At 71.1% G+C, this 19,740-nt stretch carries 16 protein-coding genes; 10 read left to right on the forward strand and 6 right to left on the reverse strand.

What is annotated here, in order from left to right; genetic code table 11:
* Positions 1-7: 7 nt before the first annotated feature.
* The 3 genes from ACIRF9_RS01515 to ACIRF9_RS01525 form a co-directional block, all read right to left on the reverse strand.
* Positions 8-208 (reverse strand): helix-turn-helix transcriptional regulator, encoded by a 201-nt coding sequence (locus tag ACIRF9_RS01515; protein ID WP_403814595.1) that lies wholly within the window; start codon positions 206-208, stop codon positions 8-10.
* Positions 209-534: 326 nt separating this feature from the next.
* Positions 535-1,368, reverse strand: a complete 834-nt coding sequence (locus ACIRF9_RS01520) for a helix-turn-helix domain-containing protein (RefSeq protein WP_403816072.1) — start codon at positions 1,366-1,368, stop codon at positions 535-537.
* Between the two features lie 269 nt (positions 1,369-1,637).
* Positions 1,638-2,555 (reverse strand): sugar phosphate isomerase/epimerase family protein, encoded by a 918-nt coding sequence (locus tag ACIRF9_RS01525; protein ID WP_403814598.1) that lies wholly within the window; start codon positions 2,553-2,555, stop codon positions 1,638-1,640.
* Positions 2,556-2,695: 140 nt separating this feature from the next.
* Here ACIRF9_RS01525 and iolC point away from each other — a divergent pair, with 140 nt between their 5' ends.
* The 5 genes from iolC to mmsA are packed head-to-tail and all read left to right on the forward strand — an operon-like array spanning position 2,696 to position 8,744.
* A complete protein-coding gene (iolC, locus tag ACIRF9_RS01530; RefSeq protein WP_403814600.1) occupies positions 2,696-3,646 on the forward strand; it encodes a 5-dehydro-2-deoxygluconokinase in 951 nt (316 codons plus the stop codon).
* Positions 3,643-4,524: a deoxyribose-phosphate aldolase gene (locus ACIRF9_RS01535; RefSeq protein ID WP_403814603.1), complete on the forward strand. Its 882-nt coding sequence runs from the start codon at positions 3,643-3,645 to the stop codon at positions 4,522-4,524. The genes iolC and ACIRF9_RS01535 overlap by 4 nt, the downstream gene beginning before the upstream one ends.
* A 7-nt stretch (positions 4,525-4,531) precedes the next feature.
* Positions 4,532-5,353, forward strand: a complete 822-nt coding sequence (iolB, locus tag ACIRF9_RS01540) for a 5-deoxy-glucuronate isomerase (RefSeq protein ID WP_403814606.1) — start codon at positions 4,532-4,534, stop codon at positions 5,351-5,353.
* Entirely contained in the window at positions 5,350-7,227 is a 1,878-nt protein-coding gene (gene iolD / locus ACIRF9_RS01545) for a 3D-(3,5/4)-trihydroxycyclohexane-1,2-dione acylhydrolase (decyclizing) (protein WP_403814609.1), read from the forward strand. Before iolB ends, iolD begins: the two co-directional genes overlap by 4 nt.
* Before the next feature lie 14 nt (positions 7,228-7,241).
* Complete coding sequence (mmsA, locus tag ACIRF9_RS01550) at positions 7,242-8,744, forward strand: CoA-acylating methylmalonate-semialdehyde dehydrogenase (RefSeq protein ID WP_403814611.1); 1,503 nt, start codon at positions 7,242-7,244, stop codon at positions 8,742-8,744.
* 51 nt (positions 8,745-8,795) lie between these two features.
* Here the strand turns inward: mmsA and ACIRF9_RS01555 are convergent, their stop codons facing one another.
* Positions 8,796-9,575, reverse strand: a complete 780-nt coding sequence (locus tag ACIRF9_RS01555; protein ID WP_403814614.1) for a hypothetical protein — start codon at positions 9,573-9,575, stop codon at positions 8,796-8,798.
* 297 nt (positions 9,576-9,872) lie between these two features.
* Here ACIRF9_RS01555 and ACIRF9_RS01560 point away from each other — a divergent pair, with 297 nt between their 5' ends.
* From ACIRF9_RS01560 to ACIRF9_RS01580, 5 genes are all read left to right on the forward strand, one after another.
* Entirely contained in the window at positions 9,873-11,270 is a 1,398-nt protein-coding gene (locus tag ACIRF9_RS01560; protein ID WP_403814616.1) for an APC family permease, read from the forward strand.
* 107 nt (positions 11,271-11,377) lie between these two features.
* The gene (locus ACIRF9_RS01565) at positions 11,378-14,017 is read left to right on the forward strand and encodes an alpha/beta fold hydrolase (RefSeq protein ID WP_403814619.1); all 2,640 of its coding nucleotides are present in this window, start codon (positions 11,378-11,380) and stop codon (positions 14,015-14,017) included.
* On the forward strand, positions 14,014-14,868 hold the full coding sequence (locus ACIRF9_RS01570) for an ABC transporter permease (protein WP_403814622.1): 855 nt from the start codon (positions 14,014-14,016) through the stop codon (positions 14,866-14,868). Before ACIRF9_RS01565 ends, ACIRF9_RS01570 begins: the two co-directional genes overlap by 4 nt.
* Before the next feature lie 141 nt (positions 14,869-15,009).
* Positions 15,010-16,500: a von Willebrand factor type A domain-containing protein gene (locus tag ACIRF9_RS01575; RefSeq protein WP_403814625.1), complete on the forward strand. Its 1,491-nt coding sequence runs from the start codon at positions 15,010-15,012 to the stop codon at positions 16,498-16,500.
* A gap of 62 nt (positions 16,501-16,562) precedes the next feature.
* Positions 16,563-18,482, forward strand: coding sequence for an AMP-dependent synthetase/ligase (locus ACIRF9_RS01580; protein ID WP_403814627.1), 1,920 nt, complete (start codon positions 16,563-16,565; stop codon positions 18,480-18,482).
* Positions 18,483-18,552: 70 nt separating this feature from the next.
* Here ACIRF9_RS01580 and ACIRF9_RS01585 read toward each other — a convergent pair whose 3' ends face one another.
* Entirely contained in the window at positions 18,553-18,954 is a 402-nt protein-coding gene (locus tag ACIRF9_RS01585) for a rodlin (RefSeq protein WP_403814629.1), read from the reverse strand.
* 197 nt (positions 18,955-19,151) lie between these two features.
* Positions 19,152-19,547, reverse strand: a complete 396-nt coding sequence (locus ACIRF9_RS01590; RefSeq protein WP_403814632.1) for a rodlin — start codon at positions 19,545-19,547, stop codon at positions 19,152-19,154.
* Positions 19,548-19,740: the final 193 nt, after the last annotated feature.

Here is a 19,740-nt window from a genome sequence, read left to right on the forward strand (position 1 = left end):
AGGGGAGTCAGCCGAGTCTGCGTCCCCGGTTGCCCGGCCGGGAGGCGACCCAGGCGTGGACGGTCTCGGCGTACCAGTAGGGTTTGCCGCCCTCGACGCGGTCGGGCGGGGGGAGCAGTCCGTGCTTGCGGTAGGACCGCACGGTGTCCGGCTGCACCCTGATGTGCGCCGCGATCTCCTTGTAGGACCAGAGCCTTCGGTCGGTCATGAGCCGCACCTCCCTGCGCGCGCGGGACGGCGGCCGGAAGGCCACCCGGGGGAGCCCGGCGCTGCGCTGGCGATCACCAAACGTGTGCCCGGTAACCGACGCAGAGTGACCGTCCGTAAGAGGCTGTCGACAGTGTGTGACGAAAAACCCGCGTATGCGTGACATGTGTGACAGGAAGGGGGTGTTTGTGACAGGCGTGACGCAAAGAAGGGTGTGGGTGGCTCCTCGCAGAGGAGGGCCGAGCCCGCTGCGACAGGCCCGGCCCCACCTCGTCCCCGCCATCCCCCCGGAACAACCGGATCAACTGGCAGGACTCCAGCCTGTATTCAGCCAACGCGCCGGGTCTTGGAAAAATGCGCACCCGGTCCGGACCAATCGTTCGACCGGGCCGGCAGCACCAGACTGGTCGCCTCCCCGCTCATCCGGTCCGCGGCCGGCGACACCGGCGCCGGCAGCCGCCTCGCCTGCGTGAACTCCCTCGGCGTGCACCCCGTCATCGCCTTGAACTCACCGCTGAGATGGGCCTGGTCGTAGAAGCCGCAGAGGGCCGCGGTCTCCGCCGCGCTCTGCCCGGCCGCCAACAGCCGACGGGCGCGTTGCAGCCGCAGGACGCGGGCCGCCGCCTTCGGGCCGAGCCCGATCTGCTCCCGGAAACGGTTCTCCAGGTGCCGTACGCTCCAGCCGACCTCCTCGGCCAGCCGGGGCACCGGAATCGCGCCACCCGTCCGGACCAGCAGCGACCAGGCCCGTGCCACCCGCTCCGAACTCGGCGTACCGGCCTCCCACCAGCGGGCGAACACATCGTCGAGCAACCCGAACCGCTCCGCCCAACCGGGCAGCGCGGCCAGCGCGGCGGCGAGTTCACGGACCGGGGTGGCCAGGGTGTGCGGCAGGTCGTCGGGGTCGACGGTGCGATTGACCAGTTCGTACTGGGGCGTACCGAACAGGGTGAACGCGGCCCACGGCGTGAGCAGCACCTCGATCCCCGAGACCCGGCCGCCGTGTTCCCCGACGGCCGGGGTGGTGGTGGGCCCGCAGTACACGGACACCAGCGTGTCCGGAGCACGGTCCGCCCGGGATATCCGGACGGGCTGATCGAACCCCAGCAGCAGGGTGGCCGCCCCGATCGGCGTCTCCAACCGCCGCCGGGGCCGGTTCATGGCCAGCCGGATCCCGCGATAACTCATCACGCCGGGCCTCAGCCGGGGATGGGGAGCCCCGGTGGCGAACTCCCAGGACCCGCCGGGCCCTTGTCCCGACCGGATGTGCACGCTGCCAGCAGCCATGGGCACCTATGGTGCTACGGCAGGGCAATGCCCTTAAAGGGGCGCGGGGCTGTATCCATATGCGGCTCCGCCGCGTGGGCGCGACAAGCCACACACAAGCCGCACTCGCGCATGCACAGAACCCGGCACCTCAGTAGGCGCGTCTACGCCCCGCACGACCGCAGAAACGCCCGCGTCCGCTTGGCGATCGGCAGCGGAGCGTCCGGCTCACACGGGTACATGTCCTGCTCGACGATCGCGAACAGCTCCACATCCAGCTTCCCCGCCGCCTCCAGCACGGGCCCCAGCGCAGGCACCCCCGTCGGCGGCTCACACATCACGCCCTGCGCCACGGCCGGCCCGAACGGCGTCCCCTTCGCCCGCACGTCGGCGAGGATCTCCGGGTCCACCTGCTTCAGGTGCAGATACCCGATCCGCGAGCCGTACGTCTCGATCAGCTTGACGCTGTCGCCGCCGCAGTACGCGTAGTGCCCGGTGTCCAGGCACAGCGAGACGAGGTCGGAGTCGGTGCCGTCGAGGAAGCGGGTGACGTTCTCCTCGCTGTCGATGTGGGTGTCGGCGTGCGGGTGGACGACGATCTGCAGCCCGTACCGCTCCCGCACCTCCTTGCCCAGCCGCTCGGTCAGCGAGGTGAGGTTGCGCCACTGCTCGGGAGTGAGCGTGTCCGGCTCCAGCACCTCGCCGGTCTTGTCGTCCCGCCAGAAGGACGGGATGACGACGAGATGCTTCGCGCCCATCGCCTGGGCGAGCACCGCGTTGTCCGCGACATGCGCCCAGGTCTTGTCCCAGACGGCCTCGCCGTGGTGCAGCCCGGTGAAGACCGTGCCGGCCGACACCTTCAGGCCGCGCTTCGCCGTCTCCTCGGTGAGGACGGCCGGGTCGGTCGGCAGATAGCCGTAGGGGCCCAGTTCGATCCACTTGTAGCCGGACTGCGCGACCTCGTCGAGGAAGCGCTGCCAGGGGACCTGGGCGGGGTCGTCCGGGAACCAGACGCCCCAGCTGTCGGGGGCCGATCCGATCCGGATGCGGGAAAGTGAGGACTGAGGTGACAACGACGTCATGGCCGCCAGGGTGAGGGCTCCCAGGAGGGGTGTCAAGGGCTGGTCCGAATGTCTGGACAAACTATTGACAGGGTGCGGCAGACGGGACTACAAAGCCGTGGAGAGCCGACACGGGGCCGAGCCGACACGAAGGGAACTCGATGGCGTACGACCTGATCACCATGGGGCGGATCGGGGTGGACCTCTATCCGCTGCAGACGGGTGTGCCACTCCCGCAGGTCACGTCCTTCGGGAAGTTCCTGGGCGGCTCGGCGTCGAACGTCGCCGTCGCCGCGGCCCGCCTCGGCCGGTCCACGGCCGTGATCACCCGCACCGGCGACGACCCCTTCGGCACGTACCTCCACGAGGCCCTGCGCGGCTTCGGTGTCGACGACCGCTATGTCACCCCGGTCGCGGGCCTGCCGACCCCGGTCACCTTCTGCGAGGTCTTCCCGCCGGACGACTTCCCGCTGTACTTCTACCGGCAGCCCAAGGCGCCGGACCTGGAGATCGACGCCCACGAGCTGGACCTCGACGCCATCCGCGAGACCCGTGTCTTCTGGGTCACCGGCACCGGCCTGAGCGAGGAGCCCAGCCGTACGGCGACGCTCGCCGCCCTCGCCCACCGCGCCAAGGCCGGCACCACCGTGTTCGACCTCGACTGGCGCCCGATGTTCTGGACCGACCCGGACGCGGCCCGCCCGTTCTACGCCGAGGCCCTCAAGCACACCACCGTCGCCGTCGGCAACCTCGACGAGGTGGAGGTCGCCACCGGGGTGCGCGAACCGCGGGCCGCCGCGCAGGCGCTGCTGGACGCCGGTGTCGAGCTGGCCGTCGTCAAGCAGGGCCCCAAGGGCGTCCTCGCCGTCAACAGCGGTGGCGAGTCCGCGGAGGTCCCGCCGCTGCCGGTGAACGTCCTCAACGGCCTCGGCGCGGGTGACGCCTTCGGCGGCTCCCTCTGCCACGGTCTGCTCGCGGGCTGGGACCTGGAGAAGATCATGCGTCACGCCAACGCGGCCGGCGCGATCGTCGCCTCCCGCCTGGAGTGCTCCTCGGCGATGCCGACGGTTCAGGAAGTGGAAGCCGCGGTCGAGGCGGGTGCCGTCCTGTGACCGTCGACATCTCCGAACTCGTCCGGCTGCGGGCCGAGCGTCCCGAGGCGATCGCCGAGGCCGCCGCGCGCCGCCCCCGTCGCCCGCTGATCGGCGACTCCGGCCGGCTGATGATCGTCGCCGCCGACCACCCCGCCCGGGGCGCGCTCGGCGTCGGCGGCGACAGGCTGGCCATGGCCAACCGCGCCGACCTGCTGGAACGCCTGATCCTGGCGCTGTCCCGCCCCGGAGTGGACGGTGTCCTCGCGACCGCCGACATTCTCGACGACCTGCTCCTGCTCGGCGCCCTCGACGGCAAGGTCGTCATGGGTTCGCTGAACCGCGGCGGCCTGCAGGGCTCCGTCTTCGAGATGGACGACCGCTTCACCGGCCATCGCCCCGAGGACATCGAGCGACTGAACTTCGACGCGGGCAAACTGCTCGTACGGATCGACTACGACGACCCCGGCTCCCTCACCACCCTGGAGTCCACGGCCCGCGCGATCGACGACATGGCGGCCCGCAGGCTGCCGCTGTTCGTCGAGCCGTTCATCAGCCGGCGCACCCCCGAGGGCAAGGTGAGGAACGACCTCTCCGCGGAGGCCGTCACCAAGTCCATCGCCATCGCCTCCGGCCTCGGCGGCACCTCGGCCTACACCTGGCTGAAGCTCCCCGTCACCGAGAACCCCGACGACATGGCCGAGGTCATGCAGGCCTCCACCCTCCCCGCCGTCCTCCTGGGCGGCGAGGTCGGCGACGATCAGGACGGCGCGTACGAGAAGTGGCGCGGGGCGCTGCAACTCCCCACCGTCCGGGGCCTGGTGGTCGGCCGTTCGCTGCTGTACCCGGCGGACGGGGACGTCGCCGCCGCCGTGGACACCGCCGTAGGACTGCTGTGAGGGCCGCATGACGAACCACCTCTACGTCCCCGAGGGGACCACCGCCGACGCCGATCACGTGCTCACGATCAACCCCGAGCGGGCCGGCTGGACCTACAGCAGCCTGCGGATCGTCGCGCTGGAGCCGGGGGGCACCCACAGCCTCACCACCGGCGACAGCGAGTGGATCGTGCTTCCGCTGGAAGGCGGATGTACCGTGCAAACGGCGGATGAAAAGTTCCAACTCCTGGGTAGGGAAAGCGTTTTCGCGTCCGTAACGGACTTCGCGTACGTTCCCCGGGACGCCCAGGTCACGATCGCCTCCGGCGCGGGAGGCCGCTTCGCCCTGGCAGGAGCGAAGTGCGAGCGACAACTCCCCGCCCGCTACGGCCCCGCGCCGGAGGTCCCCGTCGAGGAACGCGGAAGCGGCAACCAGCTGCGCCACGTGCGCAACTTCGCCTCCGCCGACGCCTTCGACTGCGACAAGCTGATCGCCGTCGAGGTGATCACCCCCGGCGGCAACTGGTCCTCGTACCCGCCGCACAAGCACGACGAGCACCGGCCGGGCGAGGAGGCCGAGCTCGAGGAGATCTACTACTTCGAGATCGACGGACCGCACGGTTTCGGCTATCAGCGCGTATCCCCCTCGCGTGAGGGCGGCTCCGACGTCCTCGCCGAGGTCCGCTCCGGCGACGCCGTCCTCGTCCCCGACGGATGGCACGGCCCCTCCATCGCCCAGCCCGGCCACGCCATGTACTACCTGAACGTCATGGCCGGCCCGGGCGAGACGCGCGAATGGCGGATCTGCTTCCACCCCGCCCACGTAGAAAGCACAGGGGGTTACCGATGACCATCAGGCTTACGGTCGCCCAGGCGCTCGTCCGCTTCCTCGCCGCCCAGTACACCGAGCGCGACGGCTCCCGGCAGCGCCTCATCAGCGCCACCTGGGGCATCTTCGGCCACGGCAACGTCGCCGGCCTCGGCCAGGCGCTGATCGAGTACGGCGACGACATGCCGTTCCACCAGGGCCGCAACGAGCAGTCGATGGTGCACGCGGCGGTCGGCTACGCCCGTCAGTCGGGCCGCCTCTCCACGCACGCGGTGACGACGTCCATCGGCCCCGGCGCGACCAACCTGGTCACCGGCGCCGCCCTGGCCACCGTCAACCACCTCCCGGTCCTCCTCCTCCCGGGCGACATCTTCGCGACGCGCGTGGCGGACCCCGTCCTCCAGCAGCTCGAAGTCCCCTACGCCGGCGACGTGTCGGTCAACGACTCGCTCCGCCCGGTGTCGAAGTACTTCGACCGCGTCACGCGGCCCGAGGCCCTCATCCCGGCTGCCCTCCAGGCCATGCGGGTGCTGACGGACCCGGTGGAAACGGGCGCGGTCACCCTCGCGATGCCGCAGGACGTCCAGGCCGAGGCCTACGACTGGCCCGAGGAGTTCTTCGCCGAGCGCACCTGGGTCGTACGACGTCCGGGAGCCGACCCGACCGAACTCGCCGAGGCGGTCCGTGTGATCCGCTCGGCGAAGCGCCCCCTGATCGTCGCGGGCGGCGGTGTCCACCACAGCCGCGCCGAGGAGGCCCTCGCCGAGTTCGCCGAGGCCACCGGCATCCCGGTCGCCTCCACCCAGGCCGGCAAGGGCTCGCTGCGCTACGACCACCCGCAGGACGTGGGCGGCGTCGGCCACACCGGCACCGCGACCGCGGACGAGCTCGCCCGCACGGCGGACCTGATCATCGGCGTGGGCACGAGGTACACCGACTTCACCACGGCCTCCAACACCCTGTTCCAAGGCGAGGGAGTGCGCTTCCTCAACCTCAACATCGCCTCCTTCGACGGCCACAAGCTCGCCGGCCTCCCGCTGATCGCGGACGCCCGCAGCGGCCTCCAGGAGCTGACCGAGGCCCTCCAGCTGCACGGTCACCGCGTCGCGGACGCCTATGTCACCGAGTACGGCGAGGACAAGGAACGCTGGGAGCAGCGCGTCGACGCCTGCTACGAGGCCGACGAGCCCGACGTACGCCCGACGCAGTCGCAGGTGCTCGGCGCGCTCGACGCCCTCGCGGACGAGTCGGACGTGATCATCAACGCGGCCGGTTCGCTCCCCGGCGATCTGCACAAGCTGTGGCGGGCGCGCTCCCGGGACCAGTACCACCTGGAGTACGGCTACTCCTGCATGGGCTACGAGATCCCGGCGGCCATCGGGGTGAAACTGGCCTCGCCCGAGCGGAACGTCTGGGCGCTGGTCGGCGACGGCACGTATCTGATGATGCCGACGGAGATCGTGACGGCCGTGCAGGAGGGGATCGCGATCAAGATCCTGCTCGTGCAGAACCACGGCTACGCCTCGATCGGCGGACTCTCGGAGTCCGTCGGCGGTGAGCGGTTCGGCACCGCCTACCGCTTCACGTCGGAGGACGGCACCTTCACCGGCGCGCCGCTCCCCGTCGACCTGGCCGCCAACGTGGCGAGCCTGGGCATGCGCGTCCTGCGCGCGAAAACCGTCCGCGAGCTGCGCGAGGCCCTCGCCGAGGCGCGCGCCGCCGACACTCCCACTTGTGTCTACGTCGAGACCGAAACGGCCGACACTGTGTCGGGCCCGCCGCCGGCGCAGGCCTGGTGGGATGTACCTGTGGCCGAGACCGCGACCCGACCGTCCGCGGTGAAGGCACGAGAGCTGTACGAACGGCACGTCTCCACCCGACGCCGCCATCTGTGAAGGAGTACTCGGTCATGACGAAGATCGTCAACCACTGGATCGGCGGCAAGACCGTCGAAGGCGCGTCGGGCACGTTCGGTCCGGTCACGGACCCGGCGACCGGCGCGGTCACCACCAAGGTCGCGTTCGCGACGGTCGACGAGGTCGACGCGGCGGTCGCGGCCGCCAAGGACGCCTACGCCACCTGGGGCACCTCCTCGCTCGCCAAGCGGAGCACGATCCTGTTCAAGTTCCGGGCGCTGCTCGACGCGAACCGGGACGCGATCGCCGAGCTGATCACCGCCGAGCACGGCAAGGTGCACAGCGACGCGCTGGGCGAGGTCGCGCGCGGCCTGGAGATCGTCGACCTGGCGTGCGGGATCACCGTGCAGCTGAAGGGCGAGCTGTCCACCGAGGTGGCCAGCCGCGTGGACGTCTCGTCCATCCGCCAGCCGCTCGGTGTCGTCGCCGGCATCACGCCGTTCAACTTCCCGGCGATGGTCCCGATGTGGATGTTCCCGATCGCCATCGCCTGCGGCAACACGTTCGTCCTGAAGCCGTCCGAGAAGGACCCGTCGGCCTCGCTGAAGCTGGCCGAGCTGCTGGCCGAAGCCGGTCTCCCCGACGGCGTCTTCAACGTCGTCCACGGCGACAAGGTGGCGGTCGACCGCCTCCTGGAGCACCCGGACGTCAAGGCGGTGTCGTTCGTCGGCTCGACCCCGATCGCCCGCTACATCCACACCACGGCCTCCGCGAACCACAAGCGCGTCCAGGCCCTGGGCGGCGCCAAGAACCACATGCTGGTCCTCCCGGACGCCGACCTGGACGCGGCCGCCGACGCGGCGGTCTCCGCGGCCTACGGCTCGGCGGGCGAGCGCTGCATGGCGATCTCCGCGGTCGTCGCGGTCGGCGCGATCGGCGACGAGCTGGTGGAGAAGATCCGCGAGCGCGCCGAGAAGATCAAGATCGGCCCCGGCAACGACCCGACCTCCGAGATGGGCCCGCTGATCACCAAGGTCCACCGCGACAAGGTGGCGTCCTACGTGACCGGCGCGGCGGACGAGGGCGCCGAGGTGGTCCTCGACGGCACCGGCTACACGGTGGACGGCTTCGAGGACGGCCACTGGATCGGCATCTCGCTCCTCGACAAGGTGCCGACGACCGCGAAGGCCTACCAGGACGAGATCTTCGGCCCCGTCCTGTGCGTCCTGCGCGTCGACACCTACGAAGAGGGCGTGGCGCTGATCAACAGCTCCCCGTTCGGCAACGGCACCGCGATCTTCACCCGGGACGGCGGCGCGGCCCGCCGCTTCCAGCTGGAGATCGAGGCCGGCATGGTCGGCGTGAACGTCCCGATCCCGGTCCCCGTGGGCTACCACAGCTTCGGCGGCTGGAAGGACTCCCTCTTCGGCGACCACCACATCTACGGCAACGACGGCACGCACTTCTACACCCGCGGCAAGGTCGTCACCACCCGCTGGCCCGACCCGGCCGACGCCCCCGCGGGCGTGGACCTGGGCTTCCCGCGCAACCACTGAGGCCCGCCGCCCGGTGCCCTGCCTCTTCGGGGGCAGGGCACCGGCGTGTGCCTACCCCTCGTCCCGGGTGAGCCCCTCGACGGCTGCCGTGTAGTCGGCCAGCTGGGAGGCCGGGGGAGCCTTCACCGCGTTCTCGACACCGAACTTCCGGAAGTCACTTGTGGTCGACATGGCGCCGATCTGGTGTGCCGTGCGGACCGGGAGGCCGTCGGCGCCGAGCCAGACGTCCATCGTGATGGCCCTGGCGGAGCTGACGAACGCCTCCAGGACGCTCTCGTCGGGGTAGAGCTTTTGGTACCGGTCCGTGTGCTCCTTGTCGATCACGGCCCGATAGTGGGTGGTGTTCCGCCCGTTCACGGTCTGCTTGCCGAGGTCCTCGACGCGATCCGCGTACGCGAGCGCCTTCATGGAGGTCATCGGACTGCTGCTGCTTCCGTAGGCGGCCGACCCCTGGCCGGCGACTTTGAGCCACTCCTTGCCCTTCAGCGGGCCCGAGGGCTGGGGCTCGATGTCGAAGTAGACGGTGCCGTCCACGTACCGCATGCTCATCTTCGCGGAATCCGTCAGTCCGTCCAACCCGACCTGCTCGGGGTCCACCTGGACGTCAAACGCGTAGGCGTCGCCCCAGGAGTACGCGCCCTCCAAGGTGTTCGGGGTGCTCCCCGCGCCCAGATCCGTCGTCGTCGACACCTCGGCCGACCCGGCGTCCTCCATCCGCTCCGTCGCCCGCTCCAGAGCCGCCTCGGGCCCCCTCACCGGCTCGCTCCCCGCATCGCACGCGGCCGCCCCGAGCACCGTCACGGCCATGAACGCGGTGTACCTCAGCTTCATTCGTCCCCACCCTGTGATCCCACTGTGCGAGCGACTCTAGCCCGGTCCGGATCCCGGACGCCCTGACGTTTTTTTGACGCCCGCACTGCGGTTCCCGTACGCCCCGGGCGGACCGAGCGGACTGGCCGAAACTGCCGTAACCGAAGCTTGCGTGGCCTTCGATCTACGGATTTCGTAGGTAAACGCCTATTGACGCGCTGGTTTTCGTCGGGGTTCGATGCGGGCCACACCACAGCCGCCGGAGGCGATAGCGCTCCCGCCCCTCACCCCGCCGCACGAGTCGATCGGAACCGCCGCATGACCGACACGCTCCGCCCTGTCGAGACCGCCCTCCCTCAGGCGCCCGACAGTCCCCAGAAGCTCAAGCGCTCCATCGGAGTCGTCGGCGGCACCCTCCTCACGCTGTCCTGCGTGACCCCCGCCTCCACCCTCTTCGTCGTCGTCCCGGACCTGTTCGGCTCGCTCGGCACCGCGACCGCCCTCACGATCGCGATCGGCTCACTGCTCTGTATCGCCGTGGCGTTCTGCTACTCGGAGCTGGGCACCCTCATCCCCAGCGCGGGCGGCGAGTACGCCATGGTGTCGACGATGGCCGGGCGGCTCGCGGGCTGGCTGGTCTTCGTCCTCTCCCTCCTCGTCGTGATGATCGTCCCGCCGGTGATCGCGATGGGCACCGCCGACTACCTCGCCCCGGTCGTCCACCTCGACCCGTCCCTCGCGGGCGCCGGCGTCATGCTGCTCGCCACCCTCGCCGGCCTGCTCGACCTGCGCGCCAACGCCTGGATCACCGGCGTCTTCCTGGTCCTGGAGGTCATTGCCGCCGCCGTCGTGGCCGTCCTGGGCTTCGCCCACGGCCACCGCGGCCCCGGCAGCCTGGTCTCGATGCGGGTCGCGGGCGCCGACGGAGGCACCGACACCGTCACCGCCCTGCTGGTCGTCTCCGGACTCGCCATCGCCCTCTTCGTCACCCAGGGCTTCTCGACCGCCGTCTATCTCTCCGAGGAGCTGGAGCACCCGCGCCGCAACGTCGCCCGCACGGTCCTGGCCACCCTCGCCATCTCCTCCGTGATCATCCTGGTCCCGGTCGTCGCCATCACCTTCGGCGCCTCCGACCTCGCGGAGCTGACCGGCGGCGACATCAGCGCCATGGTCACCGCCTGGTCCAACTCCGCCGTCGGCACCTTCGTCAGCCTCTGCGTGGCCCTCGCGATCATCAACGCCGGCATCGTGATGGTCATCCAGAACTCCCGCGTCCTGTTCGCCTCCGCCCGCGACAAGGCCTGGCCCGAGCCGGTGAACAAGGTCTTCTCGAAGCTCGGCCGCTTCGGCTCCCCCTGGGTCGCCACCCTCGCCGTCGGCGTCCCCGGCGCCGCCCTCTGCTTCGTGAACCTGGACACCCTCTACGGCGTCACCGGCGTCTCCGTCACCGGCATGTACCTGCTGGTCGCCGTCGCCGCCCTGCTCTCCCGCCGCGGCCACCACAAGGACACCCCCGCCTGGCGCATGCCGCTGTGGCCCGTCGTGCCGGCCCTGCTGATCGCCGTCCTCGGCTACATCCTCACCCAGCAGGAGACGAGCTACCTCCTGTGGACCGGCGGGATCACCGCCGCCGCCACCGTCTACTGGGCCCTCTACCTCCGCCCCCGCCCCGACAGCCGCTGGCTGGTGACCCTGCCCGAGGACGCCCGGGCCTGATACCGCGCCTGGTGTACGTACGGGGGGTCACGTACGCCCCTGGGAGGGCCCGGAGTTCGGCCTCCGGTCGACAACTCCCCGACAGGTTGACCCCGTACCGTTGAAGCATGGATCTTCGACTGCCCGGTCTGCGAGGACCACGGCGGCCGCGACGGCTCCTCGCCGCCGCGGCCGCCGTCGTCGTACTCGCCGGTGCCGGTACGTGGACGGCCGTCGCCTCGGACGACGACCGGCCCGCGGTGCGCCACACGGACCAGGTGCTGTCCGTGGACGGCGTGCGCCTGGACACCACCTACTTCACCTCCGGCGCCTCCGGGCGCCGCCCCGCCGTCCTCCTCGGGCACGGCTTCGGCGGCACCAAGGACGACGTACGGCAGCAGGCCGAGGACCTCGCCCGCGACGGCTACGCGGTCCTCACCTGGTCGGCGCGCGGCTTCGGCAAGTCCACCGGCAAGATCGGGCTGAACGACCCGAAGGGCGAGGTCGCCGACGTCTCGAAGCTGATCGACTGGCTCGCCGAGCAGCCCCAGGTCCGGCTGGACAAGCAGGGCGACCCGCGCGTCGGCCTGGCCGGCGCCTCCTACGGCGGCGCCATCTCCCTGCTTGCCGCCGGGTACGACGACCGCGTCGACGCCATCGCGCCCTCGATCACCTACTGGAACCTCGCGGACGCCCTGTTCCCCGACGGCGTGTTCAAGAAGCTGTGGGCCGGGATCTTCTTCAACACCGGCGGCGGCTGCGCCAAGTTCGAGCCCGCGCTGTGCGCGATGTACAACCGGGTCGCCGAGGCCGGCAGCCCGGACGCCGCCGCCCGCAAGCTGCTCGAGGAGCGCTCGCCGTCGGCCGTCGCCGACCGCATCAAGGTGCCCACCCTGCTGGTGCAGGGCCAGGCCGACTCCCTCTTCACCCTCGCCCAGGCGGACGCCGCCGAGAAGGCGATCCGCGCGAACGGCGCCCCGGTGGACGTCGACTGGATCGCGGGCGGCCACGACGGCGGCAACCTGGAGACCAGCCGCGTCCAGGCCCGGGTCACCGCCTGGTTCGACCGCTACCTCAAGGACGACAAGAGCGCCGACACCGGCCCGGCCTTCCGCGTCACCCGCACCGGAGGCGTCGACTCCACCGACGGGACCATCCCGCTGCGGGGCGCGAGCGGCGACACCTACACCGGTCTGGAGAACGACCGCAGGAAGATCGCGCTGACCGGCCGCGAGCAGAGCTTCGTGAACCCGGCCGGGGCCAGCCCGCCCGCGATCTCCGCGCTGCCCGGTCTGGGCGGCTCGGGCCTCGGGCAGCTCTCCGCGTTCGGCGTCGGCGTCTCGCTCGACTTCCCCGGCCAGTTCGCCTCCTTCGAGTCGGCACCCGTCACCGGCGACCTGCGGATCACCGGCGCCCCCACCGTCACCGTCAACGTGAAGTCCACCGACGGCCAGGTCGTGCTCTTCGCCAAGGTGTACGACGTCGGCCCCGACGGCACCCAGCAACTGCCCTCCCAACTGGTCTCCCCGGTCCGCGTCGACGGCGCCAAGACCGGCCAGGACGTCACGATCACCCTCCCGGCGATCGACCACGACATCGAGGACGGCCACCGGCTGCGCCTGGTCCTCGCCTCCACCGACCTCGGCTACGCCTCCCCGGCGGCCCCGGCCACCTACACGGTCTCCCTGAAGAGCGACCTGAAGGTGCCCACCGCCCCCGGTGTGACGACCGCGGCCGCACCCCTGCCCTCCTGGGTCTGGTGGCTCCCCCTCGCGGGCGCCGGCCTCGCCCTGGTGCTGCTCCTGACCGGCCGCCGCCGCACCGCGATGCCGGCCCCCGACCCGGAACTGGCCGAGGTCCCGCTGCAGATCGCCGGTCTGAGCAAGAAGTACGCGGGCGGCGACCGCTACAGCGTCCGCGAACTCTCCTTCCAGGTGGAGAAGGGCCAGGTGCTGGGCCTCCTCGGCCCCAACGGCGCCGGCAAGACGACCACCCTGCGCATGCTGATGGGCCTGATCAAGCCCGACGAGGGCGAGATCCGCGTCTTCGGCCACGCCATCCGCCCCGGCGCGCCCGTCCTCTCCCGGGTCGGCTCCTTCGTCGAGGGAGCGGGCTTCCTGCCGCACCTCACCGGCCGGGAGAACCTGGAGCTGTACTGGAGGGCCACCGGCCGCCCGGCCGAGGACGCCCACCTGGACGAGGCGCTGGAGATCGCCGGCCTCGGCGACGCCCTCGCCCGCGCGGTGCGCACCTACTCCCAGGGCATGCGCCAGCGTCTGGCCATCGCCCAGGCCATGCTCGGCCTGCCCGACCTGCTGATCCTCGACGAGCCGACCAACGGTCTCGACCCGCCGCAGATCCGTGAGATGCGCGAGGTGATGATCCGGTACGCGGCCGCCGGACGCACGGTGATCGTCTCCAGCCACCTGCTGGCGGAGGTCGAGCAGTCCTGCACCCACCTCGTGGTCATGGACCGGGGACGGCTGGTCCAGGCCGGTCCCGTCGGCGAGATCGTCGGCTCCGGCGACACCCTCCTCGTCGGCACCACCACCCCCGTGGAGGAGCCGGTCGTGGAGAAGGTGGCCGCACTGCCCGGCATCGCCTCCGCCGTACGCACCGACGAAGGCCTGCTCGTACGGCTCGACGCGGACGGCACCGCCCGCCGCCTGGTCGCCGAACTCGTACGGCTCGACGTGCCGGTCGAGTCCGTCGGCCCGCACCGCCGCCTGGAGGACGCCTTCCTCACCCTGATCGGAGGTTCCGCATGAGCACGCTCACCGAGGTCGCCTCCGGCTACCAGGCAGGCCACACCCTGCCGCTGCGCGTCGAACTGGCCCGCCAGCTCAAGCGCCGCCGCACGATCGTCATGGGCGGCATCCTCGCCGCCCTGCCGTTCGTCCTGCTCATCGCCTTCGCCGTCGGCGGCGAGCCGGGCGGCCGCAACAACCAGCTGACCCTGATGGACACGGCCACCGCGTCCGGCGGCAACTTCGCCGCGGTCAACCTGTTCGTGTCGGCGGGCTTCCTGCTGGTCATCCCGGTCGCCCTGTTCTGCGGGGACACGGTCGCCTCGGAGGCCGGCTGGTCCTCCCTGCGCTACCTGCTCGCCGCCCCCGTGCCCCGGGCCCGGCTGCTGTGGTCCAAGCTCGTCGTCGGCCTCGGCCTCAGCCTGGCCGCGATGATCCTGCTGCCGGTCGTCGCCCTCGCCGTCGGCACGGCCGCCTACGGCTGGGGGCCGCTGGAGCTCCCCACCGGCGGCTCGCTCGGCGCGGGCACCGCGGCACAGCGGCTGGTGGTCGTGGTGGCGTACATCTTCGTCTCCCAACTGGTCACCGCCGGGCTCGCGTTCTGGCTGTCGACGAAGACGGACGCGCCCCTCGGCGCGGTCGGCGGCGCGGTCGGCCTGACCATCGTCGGCAACGTCCTGGACGCCGTCACCGCCCTCGGCGACTGGCGCGACTTCCTGCCCGCGCACTGGCAGTTCGCCTGGGCCGACGCCGTCCAGCCCACCCCCGAGTGGTCCGGCATGCTCCAGGGCACGGCGGTCTCCATAACGTACGCGCTCGTCCTGTTCGCGCTGGCCTTCAGGGGTTTCGCCCGCAAGGACATCGTCTCGTAGGTCAACGGAGGATCACCCACCGGTCTCGACGGGCGGTGTTCGTGCCCTGTTCGAGACGGATCCGCAACACCCCGTGCCGCACGTTCCGGCCCCCTGTCCCGTCACAGTCACACACATCGACGGACACAGGGGGCACGGGACATGAAAACCCACCGGATACCAGGACTGCTCGCCTTCACGGCGGCCACCGCACTCCTCCTCACCGGCTGCAGCGCCGGCGACTCCGCCACGAGCAACGCGTCCGACGGCGCGGCCCACCGCAGCGACGCCTTCCCCGCGCCGAGCGCGCCCGCAGCCGACGAGGACGGCAAGGCGGTGGCCCCCGACCACCTCTCCACCTTCGCCCTCGACGTCGACACCGCCTCCTACGGCTACGCCCGCCGCACCCTCGCCGACGGCGCACTGCCCGACCCGTCGACGGTCCGCCCCGAGGAGTTCGTCAACAGCTTCCGCCAGGACTACGAACGCCCCGACGGCAACGGCTTCTCGGTCACCGTCGACGGCGCCCGCACCGGCGAGAAGAACTGGTCCCTGGTCCGCGTCGGCCTCGCCACCCGCAGCGCCTCCGCCGAGTCCGAACGCCCGCCCGCCGCTCTCACCTTCGTCGTCGACGTCTCCGGCTCGATGGGCGAACCGGGCCGCCTCGACCTCGCCCGGCACGCCCTCGGCACGATGACCGACCGGCTCCGCGACGACGACTCGGTCGCGCTCGTCACCTTCAGCGGCGAGGCCGAGACCGTCCTGCCGATGACCCGCCTCGGCGATCACCGCGGCCGCGTCCACGACGCCGTCGACGGCCTGGAGCCCACCGACTCCACCAACCTCGGCGCCGGCGTCGAGACCGGCTACGAGACCGCCGTCGAGGGCCTGCGCGAGGGTGCCACCAACCGCGTCGTGCTGGTCTCCGACGCCCTCGCCAACACCGGCGACACGGACGCCGACGCGATCCTGGAACGCATCGACACCGCCCGCCGCGACCACGGCATCACCCTGTTCGGCGTCGGCGTCGGCAGCGACTACGGCGACGCCCTCATGGAACGCCTCGCCGACAAGGGCGACGGCCACACCACCTACGTCTCCACCGAGGACGAGGCCCGCGAGGTCTTCTGCACCGACCTGCCGCAGAACATCGACCTGACCGCCCGCGACGCCAAGGCCCAGGTCGCCTTCGACCCCGAGACGGTCGCCGACTTCCGCCTCGTCGGCTACGACGACCGCGCGGTCGCCGACGACGACTTCCGCAACGACAGCGTCGACGGCGGCGAGGTCGGCCCCGGCCACACCGTCACCGCCCTCTACGCCGTCCGCACCAGGCCCGGCGCCGACGGCCACCTCGCCACCGCCACCGTCCGCTGGCTCGACCCCGACACCCGCACCCCGCACGAGACCTCCGGCCAGTTGGAGACCGACGCCCTGCACGACTCGCTGTCCGACGCTCCCGTCCGCTTCCGGGTCACGGCGACGGCCGCCTACTTCGCCGACGCCCTGCGCCACGCGGAGGTCCCCCTGCCGGACGCGCCCTCCCTGGGCGAACTCCGCGAAACGGCCCACGCGCTGGCGGACCGGACCGAGGACAGGGAGGTGGCCGACCTGGCCGAGGCCATCGATGACGCAGGCCGTCTCGACCTCTAGTACCGAGCCTTACTTGTCAGTAAGTTGACCCCCCGACACCTGCCAGCCGACCGGGAGCCGTCGTGGGCGTACGCAAGGATCTGAAGAGGGCGAAGCAGCGCACCGACCTGGTGGCCCGCACCCGGGTCGAGGTCACCAGGGACGCCTCCGGCACCGTACGCGAGGCCCGGACCGCGCCCCTGGTGGAGCCGCCCACCACGGGCAGCATCGCCGACCTCCCCTTCACCAACGCGGCCGAGGCCCCCACCGCGGTGGTCCTGCGCCGCGCACGGCCCGACGGCTGGCACCCGGTCACCGCCGCCGCCTTCGCCGCCGAGGTCACCGCCACCGCGAAGGGCCTGATCGCGCACGGCCTCGCACCGGGCGGCCGGGTCGCGGTGATGTCGCGTACCCGCTACGAGTGGACCCTGCTGGACTTCGCGATCTGGGCGGCCGGCGGCCAGACCGTCCCGATCTACGCCACCTCCTCCGCCGACCAGGTCGACTGGATCGTCCGGGACTCGGGCGCCACGCTCGTCGTGGTCGAGAACGCCGACAACCTCGCCGTGGTCGAGGCCGCGACCAAGGACCACCCGCGGCCCGTGATCGCCCTCCAGATCGAGAGCCACGACCTCGACGACCTCCGCGACCGCGGTCACGGCGTCCCGGACGAGGAGGTCACCGCACGTCGCGAGGCCCTCACCCCCGACACCGTCGCCACCCTCTGCTACACCTCCGGCACCACCGGCCGCCCCAAGGGCTGCGCCCTCACCCACGCCAACCTGCACGCCGAGGCCAGCAACGTCCTCGAACTGCTGTACCCGATCTTCAAGGAGGTCACCGACGAGACCGCCTCCACCCTGCTCTTCCTCCCGCTCGCCCACATCATGGGCCGCACCCTCCAGATCGCCTGTCTCACGGGCCGTATCGAGGTCGGCCACTTCCCCAGCGTCAAGCCCGACGAACTCCGCCCCGCCCTCAAGGAGTTCCGGCCCACCTTCCTGGTCGGCGTCCCCTACCTCTTCGAGCGCATCCACGACACCGGCCGCGCCACCGCCGAGAAGATCGGCCGCGGCGCCTCCTTCGACCGCGCCGAACGCATCGGCGTGCGCTTCGCGGAGGCGTACCTGAACAGGTTCCTCGACCGGGGCAAGGGGCCCGGCCCCGGCCTCTACGCCGCCTGGGCCCTGTACGACCTGCTGGTCTACCGCCGTATCCGCAACGAACTCGGCGGCCGCATGCGCTACGCCATCAGCGGTGGCTCGCCCCTCGACCGCACCCTCAACCTCTTCTTCGCCGCCGCCGGCATCATCGTCTACGAGGGCTACGGCCTCACGGAGACCACCGCCGCCGCCACCCTCGTCCCACCGCTGGAACCCCGGCCCGGCACGGTCGGCCGACCCGTCCCCGGCACCGCCGTCCGTATCGCCGACGACGGCGAGGTGCTGATCAAGGGCGGGGTGGTCTTCCACTCCTACTGGAACAACCCGCCCGCCACCGCCGAGGCCCTCACCGACGGCTGGTTCGCCACCGGCGACCTCGGCGCCCTCGACGAGGACGGCTACCTCACCATCACCGGCCGCAAGAAGGACCTCCTGGTCACCTCCGGCGGCAAGAACGTCTCCCCGGCCGTCCTGGAGGACCGCCTGCGCAGCCGCACCCCGGTCGGCCAGTGCCTGGTCGTCGGCGACAACCGCCCCTTCGTCGCCGCCCTGATCACCCTCGACCCCGACGCCGTCGCCCACTGGCTGTCCGTCCGCAAGCTCCCCGCCGACACCCCGCTGTCGGACCTGGCCCGAGACCCCCGTATGCGCGCCGACATCCAGAAGGCCGTCGACTACGCCAACGAGGCCGTCTCCCGCGCCGAGTCGATCCGGGCCTTCACCCTGGTCGAGGGCGAGTTCAACGAGGCCAACGGCCTGCTCACCCCTTCCTTGAAGGTGAAGCGGCACGCGGTGACGGCGAAGTACGCGCAGGAGATAGAGGCCCTGTACCGCAAGTGACCACCCACGCGAACGGCGGGCCACCGGAGAACCGGTGACCCGCCGTCGCGGTACATCAGTCTGCTGAGCCTCAGCCGTTCTGCGCGCCGTTGCCCGTGAGGAGCGCGAGGTCGTCCACGACGTGCGAGAGCGGGTCGTCGCCGTCCACCTGGGTGGAGTTCTCGACACACTGCTGGTTGTTCGACGACGACAGGATCGGGACGTCCTGGAGGACCGCCCCGGCGAAGGCGCCAACGGTGTAGGCCTTGATCGGCAGGGCGAGGCAGGGCTTGTTCAGCGAACCCTGGATCAGCGAGAGCTGCGGGCTCATGTCGCCGAAAGTGGCCGAGTTGCCGAACGCCTGCGAGGCGCCGTTGCCGCTGGCGGACGTCGGGCCGCTGTCGTCTCCGATGGCCAGGGCCTGGGGAGCGGAGACGACCGCGAGACCGGCCACGGACGCGGCAACAGCCGCGGTTGCCCACAGCTTCTTCATGTTCTTTCCCTTCGAAAAAGCGGGCTCCGGGGGAGGAGCTGCGTGATCGTCAACGCGCCGGCGCAGGCGTAGGTTGCGTACGTTGCCCCGATTGGAGCAGCGCATGGGGTGCCGCGGTCACGCGCCCCTCACCCGCATGCCGAAACAGCGGGTCGCCGATGATTGGCGACCCGCTGTGGAGCTGGGGGGAGCGTGGCTCAGTGGTTGGCCGCGCCGTTGCCCGAGAGGAGCGCGAGGTCGTCCAGAACGTGCGAGAGCGGGTCGTCGCCGTCCACCTGGGTGGAGTTCTCGACACACTGCTGGTTGTTCGACGACGACAGGATCGGGACGCCCTGGAGGGCCGCGCCGACCTCGGCGCCAATGGTGTTGAACTTGGCCGGCAGGGCGATGCAGGGCTTGTTGAAGGAACCCTGGATGAGCGCCATCTGCGGGCTCATGTTGCCGAAGGTGGCCGAGTTGCCGAACGACTGGCTGGCGCCGTTGCCGCTGGCGGAGGTGGTGCCGCCGTCGTTGCCGATGGCGAGCGCCGGAGCTGCGGCAGCGCCGATGGCGGAAACGGCGACCGCGGCGGCGGCCAGAACCTTCTTGATCACTTGCTAGTCCCTTCTGGAGAAACCCCGTCCATCGGAGCGTTCTGGTCAACTGCCCGGGCCGTGTTCGGTTGCCCACCTTCACTCCGATGGCTCATTCCTGCGGGACGTCCGGATTCTTATATGAAGACATCCGGGTGATTCCCTGGCCGCAGACGTTCGCCGAATTCCCTCGCCGTCAATCTCTCGTGTGCAG

This window comes from Streptomyces sp. NPDC096132 (genome assembly GCF_044763345.1).
GTDB lineage: Bacteria > Actinomycetota > Actinomycetes > Streptomycetales > Streptomycetaceae > Streptomyces.